The 16,914-nt window shown below is 46.1% G+C and carries 19 protein-coding genes; 6 read left to right on the top strand and 13 right to left on the bottom strand.

What is annotated here, in order from left to right:
- Window positions 1-187: 187 nt before the first annotated feature.
- On the top strand, window positions 188-1,918 hold the full coding sequence (locus tag NIES208_RS03935; protein WP_075889947.1) for a diflavin flavoprotein: 1,731 nt from the start codon (window positions 188-190) through the stop codon (window positions 1,916-1,918).
- Window positions 1,919-1,934: 16 nt separating this feature from the next.
- Here the strand turns inward: NIES208_RS03935 and NIES208_RS03940 are convergent, their stop codons facing one another.
- Entirely contained in the window at window positions 1,935-3,038 is a 1,104-nt protein-coding gene (locus tag NIES208_RS03940) for a N2,N2-dimethylguanosine tRNA methyltransferase (protein WP_075889949.1), read from the bottom strand.
- Window positions 3,035-4,540: a M16 family metallopeptidase gene (locus tag NIES208_RS03945; protein WP_075889951.1), complete on the bottom strand. Its 1,506-nt coding sequence runs from the start codon at window positions 4,538-4,540 to the stop codon at window positions 3,035-3,037. The genes NIES208_RS03940 and NIES208_RS03945 overlap by 4 nt, the downstream gene beginning before the upstream one ends.
- Before the next feature lie 134 nt (window positions 4,541-4,674).
- On the opposite strand from NIES208_RS03945, the gene NIES208_RS18850 reads away from it, so the two are divergent.
- Complete coding sequence (locus NIES208_RS18850) at window positions 4,675-4,848, top strand: hypothetical protein (RefSeq protein ID WP_171971711.1); 174 nt, start codon at window positions 4,675-4,677, stop codon at window positions 4,846-4,848.
- Window positions 4,849-4,871: 23 nt separating this feature from the next.
- Window positions 4,872-5,006, top strand: coding sequence for a hypothetical protein (locus NIES208_RS19590; RefSeq protein WP_282956279.1), 135 nt, complete (start codon window positions 4,872-4,874; stop codon window positions 5,004-5,006).
- Between the two features lie 156 nt (window positions 5,007-5,162).
- Here the strand turns inward: NIES208_RS19590 and NIES208_RS19595 are convergent, their stop codons facing one another.
- From NIES208_RS19595 to NIES208_RS03965, 6 genes are all read right to left on the bottom strand, one after another.
- Window positions 5,163-5,285 (bottom strand): hypothetical protein, encoded by a 123-nt coding sequence (locus NIES208_RS19595; RefSeq protein ID WP_282956280.1) that lies wholly within the window; start codon window positions 5,283-5,285, stop codon window positions 5,163-5,165.
- A gap of 255 nt (window positions 5,286-5,540) precedes the next feature.
- Window positions 5,541-6,896 carry an ABC transporter ATP-binding protein gene (locus NIES208_RS03950; RefSeq protein WP_225875242.1) on the bottom strand — a complete coding sequence of 452 codons (1,356 nt, stop codon included), beginning with the start codon at window positions 6,894-6,896 and terminating at the stop codon, window positions 5,541-5,543.
- 15 nt (window positions 6,897-6,911) lie between these two features.
- Window positions 6,912-7,364: a hypothetical protein gene (locus NIES208_RS19320; RefSeq protein ID WP_225875243.1), complete on the bottom strand. Its 453-nt coding sequence runs from the start codon at window positions 7,362-7,364 to the stop codon at window positions 6,912-6,914.
- Window positions 7,365-7,613: 249 nt separating this feature from the next.
- Window positions 7,614-8,249, bottom strand: coding sequence for a phosphoribosylanthranilate isomerase (locus tag NIES208_RS03955; RefSeq protein ID WP_075889953.1), 636 nt, complete (start codon window positions 8,247-8,249; stop codon window positions 7,614-7,616).
- A gap of 139 nt (window positions 8,250-8,388) precedes the next feature.
- Window positions 8,389-8,775: an alr0857 family protein gene (locus tag NIES208_RS03960; protein ID WP_075889955.1), complete on the bottom strand. Its 387-nt coding sequence runs from the start codon at window positions 8,773-8,775 to the stop codon at window positions 8,389-8,391.
- A gap of 202 nt (window positions 8,776-8,977) precedes the next feature.
- Window positions 8,978-9,280, bottom strand: a complete 303-nt coding sequence (locus tag NIES208_RS03965) for a hypothetical protein (RefSeq protein WP_139324981.1) — start codon at window positions 9,278-9,280, stop codon at window positions 8,978-8,980.
- A gap of 82 nt (window positions 9,281-9,362) precedes the next feature.
- On the opposite strand from NIES208_RS03965, the gene NIES208_RS03970 reads away from it, so the two are divergent.
- Window positions 9,363-9,695, top strand: coding sequence for a ribbon-helix-helix domain-containing protein (locus NIES208_RS03970; protein WP_075889959.1), 333 nt, complete (start codon window positions 9,363-9,365; stop codon window positions 9,693-9,695).
- A gap of 175 nt (window positions 9,696-9,870) precedes the next feature.
- Here NIES208_RS03970 and NIES208_RS03975 read toward each other — a convergent pair whose 3' ends face one another.
- The 3 genes from NIES208_RS03975 to NIES208_RS03985 all read right to left on the bottom strand — a co-directional run bounded on the left by NIES208_RS03975 (window position 9,871) and on the right by NIES208_RS03985 (window position 13,329).
- Window positions 9,871-10,644 (bottom strand): alpha/beta hydrolase, encoded by a 774-nt coding sequence (locus NIES208_RS03975; protein ID WP_225875244.1) that lies wholly within the window; start codon window positions 10,642-10,644, stop codon window positions 9,871-9,873.
- A 131-nt stretch (window positions 10,645-10,775) separates the two neighbouring features.
- On the bottom strand, window positions 10,776-11,015 hold the full coding sequence (gene sipA, locus NIES208_RS03980; protein ID WP_075890090.1) for a regulatory protein SipA: 240 nt from the start codon (window positions 11,013-11,015) through the stop codon (window positions 10,776-10,778).
- A 151-nt stretch (window positions 11,016-11,166) separates the two neighbouring features.
- Window positions 11,167-13,329, bottom strand: a complete 2,163-nt coding sequence (locus NIES208_RS03985) for a lytic transglycosylase domain-containing protein (protein ID WP_075889963.1) — start codon at window positions 13,327-13,329, stop codon at window positions 11,167-11,169.
- 354 nt (window positions 13,330-13,683) lie between these two features.
- On the opposite strand from NIES208_RS03985, the gene NIES208_RS18485 reads away from it, so the two are divergent.
- On the top strand, window positions 13,684-13,926 hold the full coding sequence (locus NIES208_RS18485; protein ID WP_139324982.1) for a hypothetical protein: 243 nt from the start codon (window positions 13,684-13,686) through the stop codon (window positions 13,924-13,926).
- A gap of 37 nt (window positions 13,927-13,963) precedes the next feature.
- Here the strand turns inward: NIES208_RS18485 and NIES208_RS03995 are convergent, their stop codons facing one another.
- Window positions 13,964-14,158, bottom strand: a complete 195-nt coding sequence (locus NIES208_RS03995; RefSeq protein WP_139324983.1) for a hypothetical protein — start codon at window positions 14,156-14,158, stop codon at window positions 13,964-13,966.
- A gap of 353 nt (window positions 14,159-14,511) precedes the next feature.
- Between NIES208_RS03995 and NIES208_RS04000 the strand changes: the two genes are divergently transcribed.
- The gene (locus NIES208_RS04000; protein ID WP_075889969.1) at window positions 14,512-15,489 is read left to right on the top strand and encodes a protochlorophyllide reductase; all 978 of its coding nucleotides are present in this window, start codon (window positions 14,512-14,514) and stop codon (window positions 15,487-15,489) included.
- Between the two features lie 363 nt (window positions 15,490-15,852).
- Here the strand turns inward: NIES208_RS04000 and NIES208_RS04005 are convergent, their stop codons facing one another.
- Window positions 15,853-16,848, bottom strand: coding sequence for an SPFH domain-containing protein (locus NIES208_RS04005; protein WP_075889971.1), 996 nt, complete (start codon window positions 16,846-16,848; stop codon window positions 15,853-15,855).
- Window positions 16,849-16,914 lie beyond the last annotated feature (66 nt).

The following is a 16,914-nucleotide window of genomic DNA, read 5'->3' on the forward strand; positions in this document are numbered from 1 at the left end:
AATGTTTTGGGATTCTTTGGAGGGAAAATTTGGGCGGCATGGTCGTCAGGCTCGTGGGACAGTGCCGGTAAAAAAATGTGCGTTATTAGCACTTAATGAAATGAGTTTTCCTAGTTTTGGGAGATGGCGATCGCCGAGCGTCTTCTGCAATACTGGGAGGTGATGTATTGATGACCTCAGCAGAACTATGGCAGTTGAAACAAGACCTAGAGATGTGCAGCCTTACCCGCTAAGTGCTGATACGCTTGTGCTGCGATCGCGGACATGGGATCGCCTCAAGTTTGAAATCGAATATGGTCTGCAAAAGGGAACAACTGCCAATAGTTATTTGATTCGAGGTGAAAAACGGGCGCTCATCGACCCACCGGGGGAATCGTTTCAAGGGGTTTTTATTGATGCTCTACAGGAACGTTTTGATCTACGAACATTGGATTATATTATCCTCGGCCACACGAATCCCAACCGCTGCGCCACTTTAAAGGCGTTACTTGAGCTTGCCCCCCAAGCAACTGTTGTCTGTTCGAATCCGGCGGCGATCGCCCTACAGGATCTCCTTAAGGATGAAAATCCCACAGTCCAGATCGTCAAAAAAGGAGACACCTTAGATTTAGGGCAAGGACACAACCTTGAATTCACCCTAACGCCGACACCGCGTTTCCCTGGGCATCTTTGTACCTTTGACCCAAAAACGGCAATCCTTTTCACTGACAAATTTTTTGGGGCCCATGTTTGTGGCGATCAAGTATTAGACGAAGGCTGGCAGGTTTACGAAGAAGACCGTCGCTATTATTTTGATTGCATCCATGCAACATCTATCCGACAAACCCTTTTGGCATTGGGAAAAATTTCCGAAAAGCCTGCGACCATCTTCGCCACGGGTCATGGTCCCCTTGTGCGTTACAGCCGTCAAGAACTTTTAAATAACTACCAAATTTGGGCAGAACAACAAAAAAATGACATTTCCGTTGCCCTAATTTACGCCTCAGCTTACGGCAATACGGCGACCGTCGCCCAAGCCCTTGCCCGCGGTATCTCAAAAGCTGGCGTGATGGTGGAAACTTTTAATGCTGAACATGCTGAACCAGAAGAAATCAAAACGGCGATCGCCAACTGTAGCGGCTTCATTATGGGCTCCCCCACCCTCGGTGGCCATGCCCCAACACAAATCCAGACTGCCCTCGGTATCGTGCTAGCCAACGCGGAAAAAACTAAACTAGCTGGCGTATTCGGTTCCTTTGGTTGGAGTGGCGAGGCAATCGATTTGCTAGAAGGCAAATTTAAAGATGCAGGCTACCAGCTAGGATTTGAACCCATTCGCGTCAAATTCAAACCGACAGAAGTCACCATTAAAACCTGCGAAGAAACCGGTACAGACTTTGCCCAATCCCTAAAAAAAGCCGCCAAACGCCGTAAGCCCAAGGAAAATGTCGCCTCCACTTCCCAAACCGCAAATCTCGAACAAGCCCTCGGTCGCATTGTCGGTTCCCTATGTGTGATCACAACCAAGCAAGAGGAATTATCCGGCGCAATGTTGGCTTCGTGGGTCTCCCAGGCAACCTTCAATCCCCCCGGCTTCACGGTGGCTGTCGCCAAAGAACGGGCGATCGAATCGCTTATGCACAATGGCTCTAATTTTGTGATCAATGTCTTGCAGGAGGGTAATCACATCGGCTTAATGAAACATTTCCTGAAGCCCTTTGAGCCGGGGGAAGATCGGTTTGCAGACATCGAAACCACCGAGGCAGAAAATGGTTGCCAAATTCTTTCTGAAGCGCTCGCTTATCTTGAATGCACGGTAGCAAACCGGATGGAATGTGGCGATCATTGGGTTATTTATGCCACCACGGATAAGGGTAAATTGCTTCAGGACAACGGCATCACAGCGATTCACCATCGCAAGTCTGGCACACATTATTAAGCAAAAAATCAAAAATTTAGCTGGCAAGGGAACGGGCGATCGCCACAACCTCTTGCATTGAAGCATTAGTCTTGATAGCTTGCGCTTGAATGTGGGTACGACTCGCGTCAAAATCTTTGTTTTGCAACGCCGCCAGTAAATTATCGATTGGCGGTATGTCCAATTTGCCACGATAGCCAATTTCCTTTAGTGGGAAAAAATAAGGCGGTAAGTTATTTTCCCATTGCATTGTCACGAGTAATTTCGCAACATCTTGCCATTGCCATAGATTTGCCAGCTCGATCATCTTGGCGAGGAAATCGTCATTATGAAGTTTGCCGAGCCACAACGCTCCGCTCAGGGTTAGTGGTAGCTGATCATGGGGACAAGCCGCTTGGGATAACTTTTTCCAAGTTGGCAAATGATAATTACCGCAATGGTGACAATAGCCAAGAAAGCCATAGTTGCGTTCTGTCAAAATTGGCTTGCGGGTTAGCCGCGCCATTATCCGACAGGTATCACCCCAGAAAAACGAAAAAATTGGCTCAATCCCCAAATCCCTCCGGGCAGCTTGTTGCACTAAATTGCCCAGCAGTAACCGCAATCCTTGCTCTTGGACAGATGGGTGGGAGCGAATATAAGCGCCATATTGTCGTAAAGCTCGCTGGGGTTCTCTGCCACTATAGGTTCTGCCGTCGGTGCTAGTGAGATACATCAAACCACCAATTTTTGTGACATCGAGCGCATCAGCCACAAACTGCGAACCCGACCCAAAGGCATCAATATCCACAACATCATAGCGATCGCCAGCCAAAGCTCTCGCCATGCAGAGATGATGAACATTAAGCGAACTCACCGCCGCTTGTGCTGGTAAGAGCGTCGCCAAATTGGTGCTTAGCGTTTCATATAAATCGGGATTTCCTTCATTCGCCCAAACCCAATCCGCCTTCGCCTCATGGCAATAGCGCAGCGATCGCACCCCCGTTGCCGATAGTCCGTCGAGAACTCGCAAAGAACCTGTTTCAGCTTGATATATTGCCGCCGCTAAAACACCGAGATCCCGAACAATACGACTTTTAGGACGGTAAAACCCTGCCCCTACTTTGAAAGAGACAGAGCGTTCTCTTTGTCGCTGGTTCACTCAGTTTCAGGAGCTTCAGGAATCGTGACATCTAGTTCTGTCACCTCAGAGTAAAGCTCACTTAAAGGCGGATCGATTTCTGCGGCGTTACCCACCACCAAAACCGTCAAATCTTCAGGTCTTAGGTAAGTTTGAGCCACACGCTGCACATCCTCAATGGTGGTTGCTTTTACGCCCTGTTGGTACTGGAAAATGAAATCCTCAGGGTAGTCGTAGTACTCATATCGCATTAAACGCGAGAGGGTTTGACCGGGATCTTGGAAATTAAACACGAAGGAATTTAGAATTGATTCCTTGGCATTCGATAGTTCTTCTTCGGTAATGGGTGTTTCACGAATCTTGTTTATTTCTGCTTTGAGAGATTGCAGAAAAGGAATTGTTGCATCGGAGCGGGTTGAGCCTCCTGAAATGAAGACACCGTCATAATCGTAGCGGGGACTCCAAACGCCGTAGACCGAGTAAGCAAGACCTTGGCGGGAACGAATTTCATTAAATAGTCTTCCCCCGAAACCGCTAATCACACCATTCATTACTCTTAGCTGGGGATAATCTGGACTATCCAGTTGTCCCCCTTGATGTCCGACTAAAATACTGCTCTGGGTAAGTTGGGGCTGGTTAACGAGGAAGGCTTGGCCTAGGGCTGCGGTGGGGGCAACGTTGGGCGGTGTTAGGTCTGGGGTCGTCGTCGGATTTTCCCAACGCCCAAAATTTTCTTCGATCATCGCCTTGGTGGCCGCCACATCGATATCGCCGACAATACCGAGAATCATCTGGTCTGGACGGATGTAGGTATCGTAGAATTCGACTAAATCTTCACGGTCAATGTTGGCAAGGGTGCTGTATTCAACGGTACGGGCATAGGGGCTGTCTTCACCGTAAATGAGTTTGTTAAATTCCCGGGAGGCGATCGCATCCGGTTGATCATTGCGGCGGGCAATACCCCCTCTGGTTTGCTGTTTGGCAAGATCAAGTTTGTCCTGGGGAAAAGCTGGTTGTTGCAGCACTTCTGCAAATAGGTCAAAAACCAGATCAAAGTCTTCTTTTAGGGCGCTAAAACCAGCGCTACCAGAACTACCGCCAATGCCTGTTTCAATGCTGGCGGCGCGTTGCTCTAGGATCTCGTTTAGCTCATCGGCTGGATGTTCTGTTGTTCCACCGCTACGCATTACTATGCCGGTAATTCCGGCTAAACCGACATGGTCGGCTGGTTCGTACCGTGACCCTGTGCGAATGATGGCGGAACCACTGACTAGGGGTAATTTGTGATCCTCCATTAGATAAATCACCATGCCATTGGCGAGTTCGTAGCGTTCATATTCTGGCAGGGTAATTTCAGGGAGTGGCGGAAATTCTAGCTCGTCATAGTTCTTTGGGGTGAGGGCGATCGCCTGACCGTACCCCCCGACAGTTGCCAAGGTTATCCCTATACAAAACATCATGACACTGCGCCGCCAAACTAATTTCAAAAGACGACGAGGTTGAGCAAACCAAAAATTTTTCATAGGGAAATTTTCAGACAAGGTGGAGGGCTAGATTCATTTTAGAGATTTTAGCAGGAGAGTCTTTGTCTTTGCTGGACTTGCAATGGTATTCCTGATTCTAAAGTTTTGGGCGGTCAAGAACTCATGTTTTAACGATGGTGGCTAATGGCTATGGAGAATTTGGGCGATCGCCACTTTCTTCTCTCACCGGTAAATCGTGGCTCAAAATCATGGTGCAAAATAATAACCTTCACCAAGCTTTAAGCATGAACATCTTATTTTTACGGAGAGCAGCGAGAGAAATTTTGCTCGTTAGACTAAAACCATAAAGTCTCTGGATTGTAGGGAGATAGTGCTGTCCATAAAAACGGTGACAACCTACAGCCTAGAAAGCCCGCCCCTACAAAATGGCGATCGCCTCAGTCGGATGGCATTTGAACGATGTGATACTGCGATGCCACAACTCAAAAAAAGCAAAGTTGACTGATTGGTTGGTTTCGCTTAAAAAATGATAGATATATCAAACTAGAAGCCGATGCAGTAGGCATAATTTATTCTGAGATTTTCCCAAAATCGTGCTTAGATACGACAGTTTTTTTTCACAGGAAATAGGGCTCAGGCAAGGCCGTAACTGCAAGCTACTTTATCGCCATAATTCAGTAAGGCGATCGCCGATATTTTTTAGTAAATCCAGTAAAATAAAATTGCCATAACTGGAAATCATGTTGGTGTTTACAATAGAAACCCAAATCGTAAGGACAACCACAATAAGCTTTGTAATATTTCGATTTTATATCGTTAAACCAAGATAATAAAGCTGTGAACCATAGCAAGTCGCCCAATTTTTTTTAACCTTATCGATGGGGACTCTCAATATAGCCATCTTGGCAATAAGTTAACCCCCCCTAAAGATTTTTCACTCACCAGTCAGCGGATGTCTGCTGCTGTAATTTTAGATTTTATTATCATTAGCTTAGTAGATGAAAACTCATTATATGCCACTTGTTTTTAGCATTATTTTCTAAATATAACTACTCTTTTGGCGGCTAAACATTAGATGATAAATGCCGTTTTGCTCCATCAATTCATCATGACTACCCATCTCTACAATTTCGCCATGTTCCATCACCACAATACGGTCAGCCATTTTCGCTAAGGCTAGGCGATGACTAACGACAACGCTCATTCTTCCCGCCGCAATTTTTCGAAAAATCTGGTAAATTTCATGTTCATTTTTCGGGTCGAGGGCTGCAGTCGGTTCATCGAAAATTAGTAAGTTTGCCGACGATATTCGCATCAAAGCACGGGCGATCGCCACCCGCTGCCATTGACCACCCGACAAATCTGTACCATCTTTCAACTGCTTACCGAGGGGAGTATCCAGACCCTCACCAAGACTTTTTGAAAGGTATTCCAAACCAGCATTTTCAAGGGCTTGTAACACCGAAGACTCTTCTGCTTCTTGGGTAACATCACCCCAACCGACATTTTCCCGTAGCGAGGCGGGGAAGCGGGCATAATCTTGCATGACCACCGCAATTTTGGAACGTAATTCATCCAGCTCTAGAGAGCGAAAATCTGTTTTTCCCCAATAAATTGAGCCTGCACTGGGGTCATAGAGCCGACATAATAGTTTTGCTAATGTTGTTTTGCCTGCCCCATTTTCTCCCACCAATGCCACCATTTCTCCCGGCTTAATAGTGAGATTAATATTTTTTAAAGTGGGGCGATCGCCTCCCGGATAAACAAACGATAAATCTTCAATATGAAGCGGTGAATTCTCTGACCTTATCTCGATTTTTTGCTGTCCAGAAACAAGCTGCGGTTCTAGATCGAGTAACTGAAAAATAGGAGCCGTTGCCAATGCCACATCATAAACATCACCTAAAGTCGCAATCATAATAAAAAGGCTACGACGCACCTGCAAAATAATGCCTGTATAGAGCGCTAAATCGCCAAGGCTAAAAATACCGCGCAATACCCCCAGTACCACATATACATAGCAAAATGCTGCCCCCAAACCGCCAATCAATGCCCAAATTAGAACGCTAAATGCTTCACCATTTCTAACTTTCATCATCCGCATAAATACGGCATCAAAAAGCCTTTGCCACCGCTCAATCATGATGCCTTGCAACGAGAACAGGCGTAATTCCTTTGCGTAGTTTTCCCCTTTAATTAAATTGGCATAAATCTCCATTTCACGGGTTAAGCTAGCTTGGGTTTTTTCGACTTTCCAGCTCTTACGACTATACTTAATTTCCACATGGAAAGAGGGTGCACCAAAGACAATTAAAACAAGGGGAACCCACCAAGCAATGGAAACGGTAATGGCGACTGAAGGCACAAATAGAAAAATGCCAACTAACGCAAACATGACAATAGATGAAAGTCATTTTAATCTTTCTTCGCCTGTTTCTGTTAGTTTTAAAAGATTGAGTAAATCGGGATTTTCAAATAGGGCAATATCATCAAAAAATGTAATTTTCCTCAGGATTTTGCCGCGCACATGACCCCGTACTCGATCCCGCATGGCATGGTTAATGGGGTTACGAATGGCATCGAGGGAATCAACAAAAAGATTTAGGCAAACAACCGCCACCATACTCCACAATAAAACGGGGTTCGCCAACATTACTTGAAAGGCTTCGGCCTGGGTGCGATCGCCTAATAAAACAGTGGCTTCATCGATGACAATTTTGCTGAGAAATAATGATACCGAAGGGCCAACACCATTAATTAAATTAAAAAAAATAAGACGGCTTAACTCTTTTGGCGCAGCACGTAACACCATCAATAAGCTACGCCGCAAGGTTTCGGATGGTGATAATTTTTGCGGTTTCATGAATTACGGGTCGATCGCCAAAAATAGTAGGGACATCTAAACGAAGATAGTGCTAGTGTTCTGCTATTTCCATGCTAAGTCACGACAAAATATCTAATAACCCTATTCATAAATCTTGTTTGTGAAAATCACCGCTGTCTCTAATAGACTCTGTAGGGACTTAACCTGTTAAACCCCTACGAAATAATGGTTTTGGGCTATGTGGGTATCTCGTTTTTTATCAAAAATATGCCTTACGAGGCGATCGCCCTACGCATTGAAGGCAGCAAGTTGAGCCATAAGTGCGGCGACTTGATCCATGTTTTTCAGACCCGGCGAATCTTCCACACCACTAGACAAATCGATGCCGTCTGGCTGCAACTGGGTTAAAGCTTGCTGGATATTATCGGGTTTTAAACCGCCTGCAAGTAACCACGGAATATTTGGTTTAAACGCCTGTAAATCTTCCCAGTTAATGGTGTGGCCTGTGCCGCCTAATTGTTCGGGGTGGTAGGCATCGAGTAACAGGACATCGACGACAGTTTCGTAATCTTTAGCGGTTTCAAGGGTGCGGCGATCGCGGACTCGGAGGGCTTTAATGAGTTCTAAATTAGGTAAAAGTTGACGGACTTGTTGGCAAAATTCGGGGGATTCATCACTGTGCAGTTGAATTGTACTGAGACCAGAGTCTTGGGCAATTTCAGCAATTTCTTCAGGGGTTTGATGCGCAAAAACACCGACTTTTCCTGTAGCGTCCGGCAATGCTGCGGCAATGGGCTGAATGTTTTCAGGGGTGATGTAACGGGGGGATTTTTTGACGCAAATAAAACCGATATCCGTTGCGCCCATCGCGGCGATCGCCACCGCCTGATCCACCCGCGTTAAACCACAAATTTTTAGTCGCATAAGCCTCTACATCCTTTAAACAGATCTTTTTGTAGAGGTTTAACAGGCTAAACCCCTACGAAATAAAAGAAAAAACCTATTCCAGAGGATAGACTTTTTTAGTCGAAACAGGCGATAGTTCACAACGATTTGGCAAATATTACTCTTCCCGCACAGGTGCAGAGTTTTGACTGGCTTGCCAAACTTTTTCTAGTAACAATTCTGGGCGATCGCCGAGCTTACAGATAAATGTACCGCTGCAATCGCCTTCATCGTTAGTTACCCAATGACCCTTGAGGCTAACTTCGGAATACTCCGCATCACAAACCGCGATGTCGAGAATATCGTCACAGTCACCCTTGATCTCGACCAGCTCTGCCAATAACGGCAAATCTTTTAAAACCAAAAAAGCAGCACTGCTCGGCTCCAGATAAAAATTTTGGGTTGTCCGTAATGCTAAAACAGCACGATCTCGAATCCAAGTTTCCACAGACTGAGTTAAACGCTCTAATCGAAAGGACTCATCGGTATAGATCAACTTCAACATGATCACGCTCTCCGGTGATGTAATAAAAAATCAATAAACTAAAAACACAACTCAAACGGCACAACCAAAGGGGTTTGCCCAACGCTTCGCTACCCTCTGCATCAATAATCAATGGGGGCGATCGCCATAAAAAAACCGCCTCTTAATCTCAGAAGCGGAAGGATCATTGTTCAAACACCCATGAATGGTGATGGACTGTGGCTCAGAATATGAGTCGGAGCCTTCCGCCGATTAAACTGCTGATTAAATTAGAGAAAAAGCCAAAACAAAGATGAATTGCGACATAAATGGGTTTACATGGCTGAATTTCGTCAAATTCACTAAAACATGACTGGTCGCGATCTAAGGTCGAATTCCCCTCTGGTAGACTCCAATGCTGGATCGGATTTTCCGCAAGGATTGTCATCGGTTCGAAGCCAAGAACCCTATTGCTATCCACCATCAGGCGATCGCCCACGCGCTGTGCGAATTGTCTGAAACGTTGTTGGGTGGATTGATACAACAAGGGTCTTACCTCCTTGAAAATGCCTTATACTTGCTATGCTACACTTGCACTACATAAAAGTCTAGTTTAGGAGAGAATTTTTATGCGCACTGCGACACAGGCCAAAACTTCAACGACGGATATGGAGGTTACCAGTATTCGTCTAGAACGGACGCTTAAGGAAAAGCTAAAGGATCTATCGGGAAACCAAGGTTATCAGTCCCTTATTCGTGACATCCTCTGGAACTATGTTAACCAAAAGTCCGGAGATTATCGCCCCAAATTTACCCCGACTGATATTCGCGCCACTGTTCAGGCGATCGCCCAGAAAGATGAAAGCTGTGTCTTAACGGGCAAACTTATTCAAGCTGGCGATGACATGTTCCTTGGTTTTACGATTCACGGTGATTTGGTTCCCCTCAGTCAAATCCCCTAGCCGCATCTAAAAAACATTCAAATATTTTTACAAGCAGACAAAGAGTCATACATTTTCAGAGGGACTCTTTGTCTGTTTTGTTATTTGTTTAAAAAGACGGTAATTTCAGTGCAATATTGTAGGGATTTAACATGTTAAACCCCTACGGTTAAATGGTTTTACCAACTCTGGCGTTCTACGGTGCGAGGGTAGCAGAAGTTTGAGAAATCGCAAATTCTTTAAAAGCCAAAATTGCTTTGTCATAAGATTGCCCAGCAGTTTTTGCCACATCATTATGTCCAGCCTCAGGCACAAGAAATAATTGCTTTGGGGCGATCGCCGAATTGTAGAGAGTTTGACCCATGGCGGCGGGAATTACATCATCTTCGATGCCATGAATAAACAATGTGGGGATGGTAATCTCAGGAATCTTACTCAGGGATTCAAAGCGTTGATGTAGCAGCAAATTCACCGGCATCAAGGAATATTTCCCAGAGTAGGTCGCCACATCGGACATGGAGGTAAAGGTTCCTTCTGTGATCAGCCCCGCAGCCGGATTATTTTTTACCAGTTCGATGGCGATCGCCCCGCCAAGGGAATGACCATAGACAAAAATTTGGTCTGGCGCAAAGCCTTGGGTTTCAAGGAGATAGTCATACATGACTTGGGCATCTTCGTAGACCTGACTTTCATCGGGAAATTTACCACCGCTGAGACCATAGCCGCGGTAGTCCATTAACAAAACAGAAAAACCCATGTCCACAAAACGTTTGGCGTGGAAAAGATTTTCACCGACGTTATAGCTATTGCCATGCAAAAATAACAACGCTTTACCGTTACTATTCGCCTGAGAAGGGAGCCACCAACCGTGAATCTGGACAGAATTTTTAACGGGTAACCAGACTTCTTGATGGTCTAGGGCATAGGCAGTCGGAAAATTTTCAAGGGTTTTAGTCGGCCTAAAAATCATGCGATTTTGACACACGATGAGAAAAAGGCATAGTACAAAATAAATGCCGGAAATACTGCCCAATCCAACAAGTAGCCATTTTAAAAGGGTTTTTCTAAAAGGACGATGTTGCACGCTTATGTGGCTCATACCTATTCATCAGCTTCCATCAGGTGACTTTTGACTAATTCGAAATATTTTTCTTCTAGTAAAAAAGAACCCCGCTCAAATTTTATCGCCCAATAGTCTCCCGGCCGGCGATCGCGCACAGTGCCGATATCACCGACGGCAATCAAATCAGCGGGTCTGAGCATGGGCATGGGGTCAGCCGTTTTCAAGTAGGGTGGCAATTGTGTCACTTTGATCTTCGAGCCAGCGAAAAAATTACTCATTGCTCCATTCTGTAATCTAAATTGGCGTTTATCATTGTATCGACTTGCTACTTTTTCCATGGGACAAGGCGATCGCCCATTTATTCTTTTCAGCCCTTGAATTCACCTCAGGTTAAGGGGTTTGGGCTTTTGTTCCATGGGCTAATATGTGTTAGAAAACGTTTGCTTCCTTGAGTTTTTTCTGTAAGTCAGGATCATAGAGTCGCTTATAGTTCCAGTAGTTTGCAAAGACAGCCTCAACGTAGCCTTTGGTTTCATTAAACGGAATTTGCTCCACAAAAAAGTCTGGGTCACTCGTATCGAAGCGGCGCACCCATTTCGCCACATTACCGGGCCCCGCATTGTAGCTGGCGATCGCCAACATGGAATTATCATCATATTCGCGGTGGGTATAGCGGAGATACCATGTCCCAAACTGGATATTGTCTTCAGGATTATTGAGGGAATATTCCGTATCGTCAATCTGGTCGGCGATCCACTCCCCGGTGGCGGGCATCACCTGCATCAAACCCGTTGCGCCAACGGGCGATTGGATTTCTTTTTCAAAGCGCGACTCTTGACGCATCAGAGACACCACCAAAAGAGGATTGAGTTCATTGTCAGCGGAATGTTTAAGAATCTGATCCGCGTAGGGAAATGGAAAGAGGGCATACCAATAATCAGGCCGTTGCCGTAGCTCTAACCACGCTTGGCGATCGCCCGGCTCATCCCGTTGACTCAAGCCCCAAATGGTATTGATACCCTTCAGATAGCGACCTTGGGTAAGTTTTAAGAGGCCAGCTGTAAACTCTTCTTCAATGGTTAACTCTGGCTTGGCGGCCAACTCCATCTGGATTTCATTCCATGCATCAAAATCTTGGCCTAAACGATACAGCTCCTGAAATGTTTCGGAGCCAGCAGGCGGTAATGGTCTCGTTTTCGGGATCGCAAGGTTTGGCTGCAAATCGCGCACTGACGTAAAATTGCCCACATCCCAACCGAGCTGGACGGCCGATCGCCATGCATAGTAGGACTCAGGATAATCGGCGATGACGGTATTAAATGCTTGTTCTGCTTCCTCAGGCCGATTGAGACGTTCTGCCCATTTCCCAATCCAAAACACAGATTCGGCTGCTAAAGAATGGCTGGGAGTATTGACGGCGATCGGTTGCGCCCACTCCCAAGCTCGATCAAAACGGCCTTCCTTAGCGTAGCGCTCGGCCTGTTGCCAACGATATTCGCTAGTTGCCCCATGGCTTTTAAAACCATTGAGCGCCATTTTTCGCGCCTGGTCGGCAGATTGAGCACTGCCTAATTTTTCGAGAATATTGGCTTTACTGAATAGGGCTTCGGGGGCTTCTTCGGGAAATTTTTGGTAAGCCTGATCTAGATAAGCGAGAGCTTCGGTATCTTTGACTAAGGTTGCCAAACGACGTAGGCCTAAACCGGTTTCTTCGGCATCGGGAAATTTTTCAATGAGTGTGCGGTAGGCGCGGCGAGCGTTACGTTCTTCATTGCTAATGTGAAAACCCCGCGCCACACGGTAGAGATTACGGGAAGTTGTGGGGGCTTTTTCGTAGGCTTTTGCGGCTTGACCATAGTCCCAACTGTCCCAGAAGCTATCACCGATCGCCTCCCAAACCTCTGGTGTGAGCTGATCACTGTAATTATTTACTAATCTTTCTCGTACTGTACCAATATCTGAAGCATCGGCATCGTATAGTAACCGGGAAACTAAGAGCTTGAGCTGGTCGGGATTGTTGTCTAGCTGGGCACGGATGAGGGCTTGGGTGCGGGGATGGGCTGGATACTGGGCGATCGCCTGTTCGATATATTTGTCGTCATACTGGCTGAGACGATACAGCGCTTCGGCGGCGGCAGGACTTTCTGGATAACGCTTTAAAACTTGCTGCCATGTGGATTGGGCAGCGGCGGGATCATTACTCAGTTCGTGGGCACGTCCGCGTTTAATGAAAATATGGGGTGCAAGAACTGGATAATCTTTTTCTAAATTTTCTAGCTGTTCTAGGGCGGCTCCCCCTTCATAGGCTTCGAGGTGCGCCATGGCCAAAAGATAGCGGGCGCGGCTTTGGTCTAAAAGGTTGTCTCCTGACGCGGCGATCGCCTGTAGATCAGCTTGGCGAGACTCCGGCTCAGTATCAGCCAGCTCAAGTACTGCCGATGGAGAATTCGGGTCAATGTTTGCAGGATTGGCAGACTCCTTGGGCGACCAATTACGACCCTTTGTCGCGAGAATACTGACACCGAGTAATCCCGTTAAACATAAGCCGATAATGAAGGTCGGTGACCTGTAGTTGACAGAAACCCGTTTCATCTGAGCTGCCTCTAATAATCACGAATTTGATCATAGGCGATCGCCAGCCACTTCAGCCGTTGTTCAGCGTACTTTCCAGTAAAGTTAAGTGATTCATCGTGCATTTTTTACATTGCATCTCCATGGAAGCACGTAATTCATTATTTTTAAGGCCTTTCCCCCATCAGAGTGCTGGATTTGCACCTCAAATTTGATGACATCTACAACAAAACAACCATAGAGATTTCAGGAAAATTTTGGCCTAGAATTTTGGCAGAATCATAGTCTAATTTCTGATGTGTCTAACCCATCACTCGTTAAGATTGCCCTAACAACTGCCGCTGCAACGTCACTTCACTTTTTTTTGACAACATCATGAAACAAGCCCCTTTCTTTGCCACCCTCGTCAACGGTGCTTCCCTTGTGCTTCTTGGCATCTGGGGATATCTCGATAGTGGTTCTCCCACGGCATTTATTCCAGTCGGTCTTGGCCTTGGCTTTTTTGTGCTTTCTCCGGGGGTCAAAAGTTACAACAAGGCGATCCGCCCATATTGTTGCGTTCCTTGCTTTAGTCACCTTAGCCGCTTTAATTCCACCTTTTTGGCGGGCGCTCAGTAACGGTAGCGGCGCAGGAATGTTACGCATTGGCATGATGCTACTTACAACCGCAGTGGCGTTGGGATTTTACGTCAAAAGCTTTATCGATGCCCGGCGATCGCGACATAACACACCCGAAGCCTAGTTGAGCCGAGTGCAAGTTAGACAGAGCCTGTGATGGTGAACCGATGATGGGGAGATTAGAAGATTTCTTCAGCTCAATAATTTCAGTATTAATGAAAACAATGGCCATATTATCGTGTCCCCTTTTACGCCTTTGTCTCCGCGTCTCCCTTTCTCCGCGTCTCCCTTTCTCCATGACCGAATGTCTCGCTTTGTAACAACTTTTCGCCTGAGCACTGGCTTTGTAAAGGAACCAGCAACATTGAGTCATAAATATTCAAAGTCTTAAAACTAATGACATTGGCAAGTCTAAAGATGGGCGATCGCCTGACAAATTAAGCCTTTGCCGATTTTTTTTCATTTCGTTTGTCCGTTGCGATTTTCAGGAATTCTGTCACGACAGCAACACCCTAGAACTTAAGAGCAAACTCGAATAGTAAAATCAGCAACTAACGCGATAAATTCCAGCCGAAACAGACAATCATGAGCGAACAGCAAAAAACAGCGATCATTACCGGAGCATCCTCCGGCGTCGGTCTATACGGTGCTAAGTCCCTCGCCGATAAAGGTTGGCATGTAATCATGGCGTGCCGTAACCTCGAAAAGACCGAAAAAGTTGCCAAAGAAGTTGGTATTCCCGAAGAGAGTCGAACCATCATCCACCTCGACCTCGCCGACTTTGATAGCGTGCGTCAATTTGTAAAAGATTTTCGAGCAACAGGTAAGGTGCTCTATTCCCTCGTCTGTAATGCCGCCGTTTATTTGCCCCTAGAAAAAGAGCCACAGCGCAATAAAGACGGTTACGAAATTTCTGTGGCAACCAACCACCTCGGCCATTTTTTGCTGTGTAACTTGATGTTGGAGGATCTAAAAAATTCTCCCGCAGACGATAAGCGTCTCGTCATTCTAGGGACAGTAACGGCAAACCCGAAGGAAGTCGGTGGCAAAATTCCCATTCCTGCGCCCCCGGATCTCGGTGACCTTCAGGGGATGGCAGCAGGCTTTAAGCCTCCTGTGGCAATGATTGATGGCAAAATCTTTAAGCCCGGAAAAGCCTACAAGGACAGCAAACTATGCAATATTCTCACCATGCGTGAATTGCACAATCGCTTTCATAAAGAGACAGGTATTGTATTCAATTCTTTCTACCCTGGGTGTGTTGCTGAGACGGGTTTATTCCGCAATCATTATGGTTTATTCCGCACAATTTTCCCTTGGTTCCAAAAGAACATTACGGGCGGCTACGTCACCGAAGAAGTGGCTGGGGAACGTCTCGCCAAGGTTGTGGCAGATCCCGGTTTTGATGTATCTGGTGTCTACTGGAGCTGGGGCAACCGTCAACAAGAGGGACGTGAAGCCTTTATGCAAGAAGTTTCGGATGAGGCTCTTGATGATAATAAAGCTGATGTTTTGTGGGATCTCAGCGAAAAGCTCGTCGGGCTTGCCGGAGTGCCTGCCTAATCATTTGTAGTTTGTTGAAGCACTAAACAAGTTTTACCTTCCATCATTCTCCTCGACTTTTGTTGGGGAGTTTTTTTTAGGTGGTTAGATTAATGATTCGGCGATCGCCGTTCTTCGAGGCCAGCCATGTCACTAATGGCATTGGACTATTCATTAAAGAATAAATTTTGCCAATCTATCGAGGCTTTTTTCTTAATTTCAAACTTGGAAATTGCCTTCGGCGATCGCATCATTTTTGCACCTTCCCAAAAAACCTTGAACATATCCCCATTAATTTACTGACACGAAAAAGTCCCCCTGACTCACTAGAGGGACTTAAAGGAATATCAAAATACCCCAAAAAAATCTAAAAACCAAACACCCTTAAGAATGGCGATCCAACTTACCGAGACCAGCCTTGAGCGAAGCCATATCGCCATTGCCATTCCCAATGACAGACTTAACACCCTCAAGGGTAGACATCATGCTATTGGGGTCGAGGAACATAACCTTACTACTGTCACTCGTACCAATCTTTTGACCCATCTGGAGATATTCCTGAGCCAAAATAAACTGCAACGCTTCCTGAGCACCGGGATTGTTTTGTAGTTGCTGGGACACAATTTGCGTAGCCTGAGCTGTCGCCTGCGCCCGCAGAATTGCCTCTTGACGTTCCGCTTCTGCTCGCAGAAGAATAGCTTCTTTTTGTGCTTCCGCCTCAAGAATTGCCGCTTTTTTTTCTGCTTCTGCTTCAAGAACATTGGATTGAGCGCGACCTTGGGCGGAGTTGATCGCCGATTGCCGTTCACCTTCAGAAGTCAAAATAGACGCTCGTTTTTGCCGTTCTGCCGCCATTTGGAGTTCCATCGAATCCTGCACAGCTTTAGAGGGCATAATGTCGCGCAATTCCACACGGGTTACTTTGACACCCCAAGGGTCGGTAGAAATATCCAGCTCACGGAGAAGTAATTCATTAATCTCTGTGCGGGCAGTGAAAGTTTCGTCGAGTTCGAGCTTACCCATCTCGGAGCGAATCTGGGTCAAAACAAGGTTCACCATCGCCGACTGGAGATTTTCCACCTTGTAGTAAGCCTTATACATATCGACGATGCGCCAGTACACAACCGCGTCCACACTAATGGAAACGTTATCGCGGGTGATACAAGACTGGGCGGGAACATCAAGGACTTTTTCGCGGGTAGTCTCGTGATAAACGACCTTATCAATAAAAGGCGTGACAAAATTCAGGCCGGGGCCAAGGGTTTTTTTGTAACTGCCGAGGCTTTCGATTAAATATTGATTTTTTTCGTTAACGATCTTGACGGAGCCAAACACGCCAAAGCCGCCAAATGCAAGAAGGACAAATATTAAAGGGTTCATTGTTACCTGCCTCTATTTTTCTGGAAATGATAAGCAGTTGAGTATTTACTTTCAGCCTAACGTAGG

The sequence above is a fragment of the [Limnothrix rosea] IAM M-220 genome (genome assembly GCF_001904615.1).
Classification (GTDB): Bacteria; Cyanobacteriota; Cyanobacteriia; order Cyanobacteriales; family MRBY01; genus MRBY01.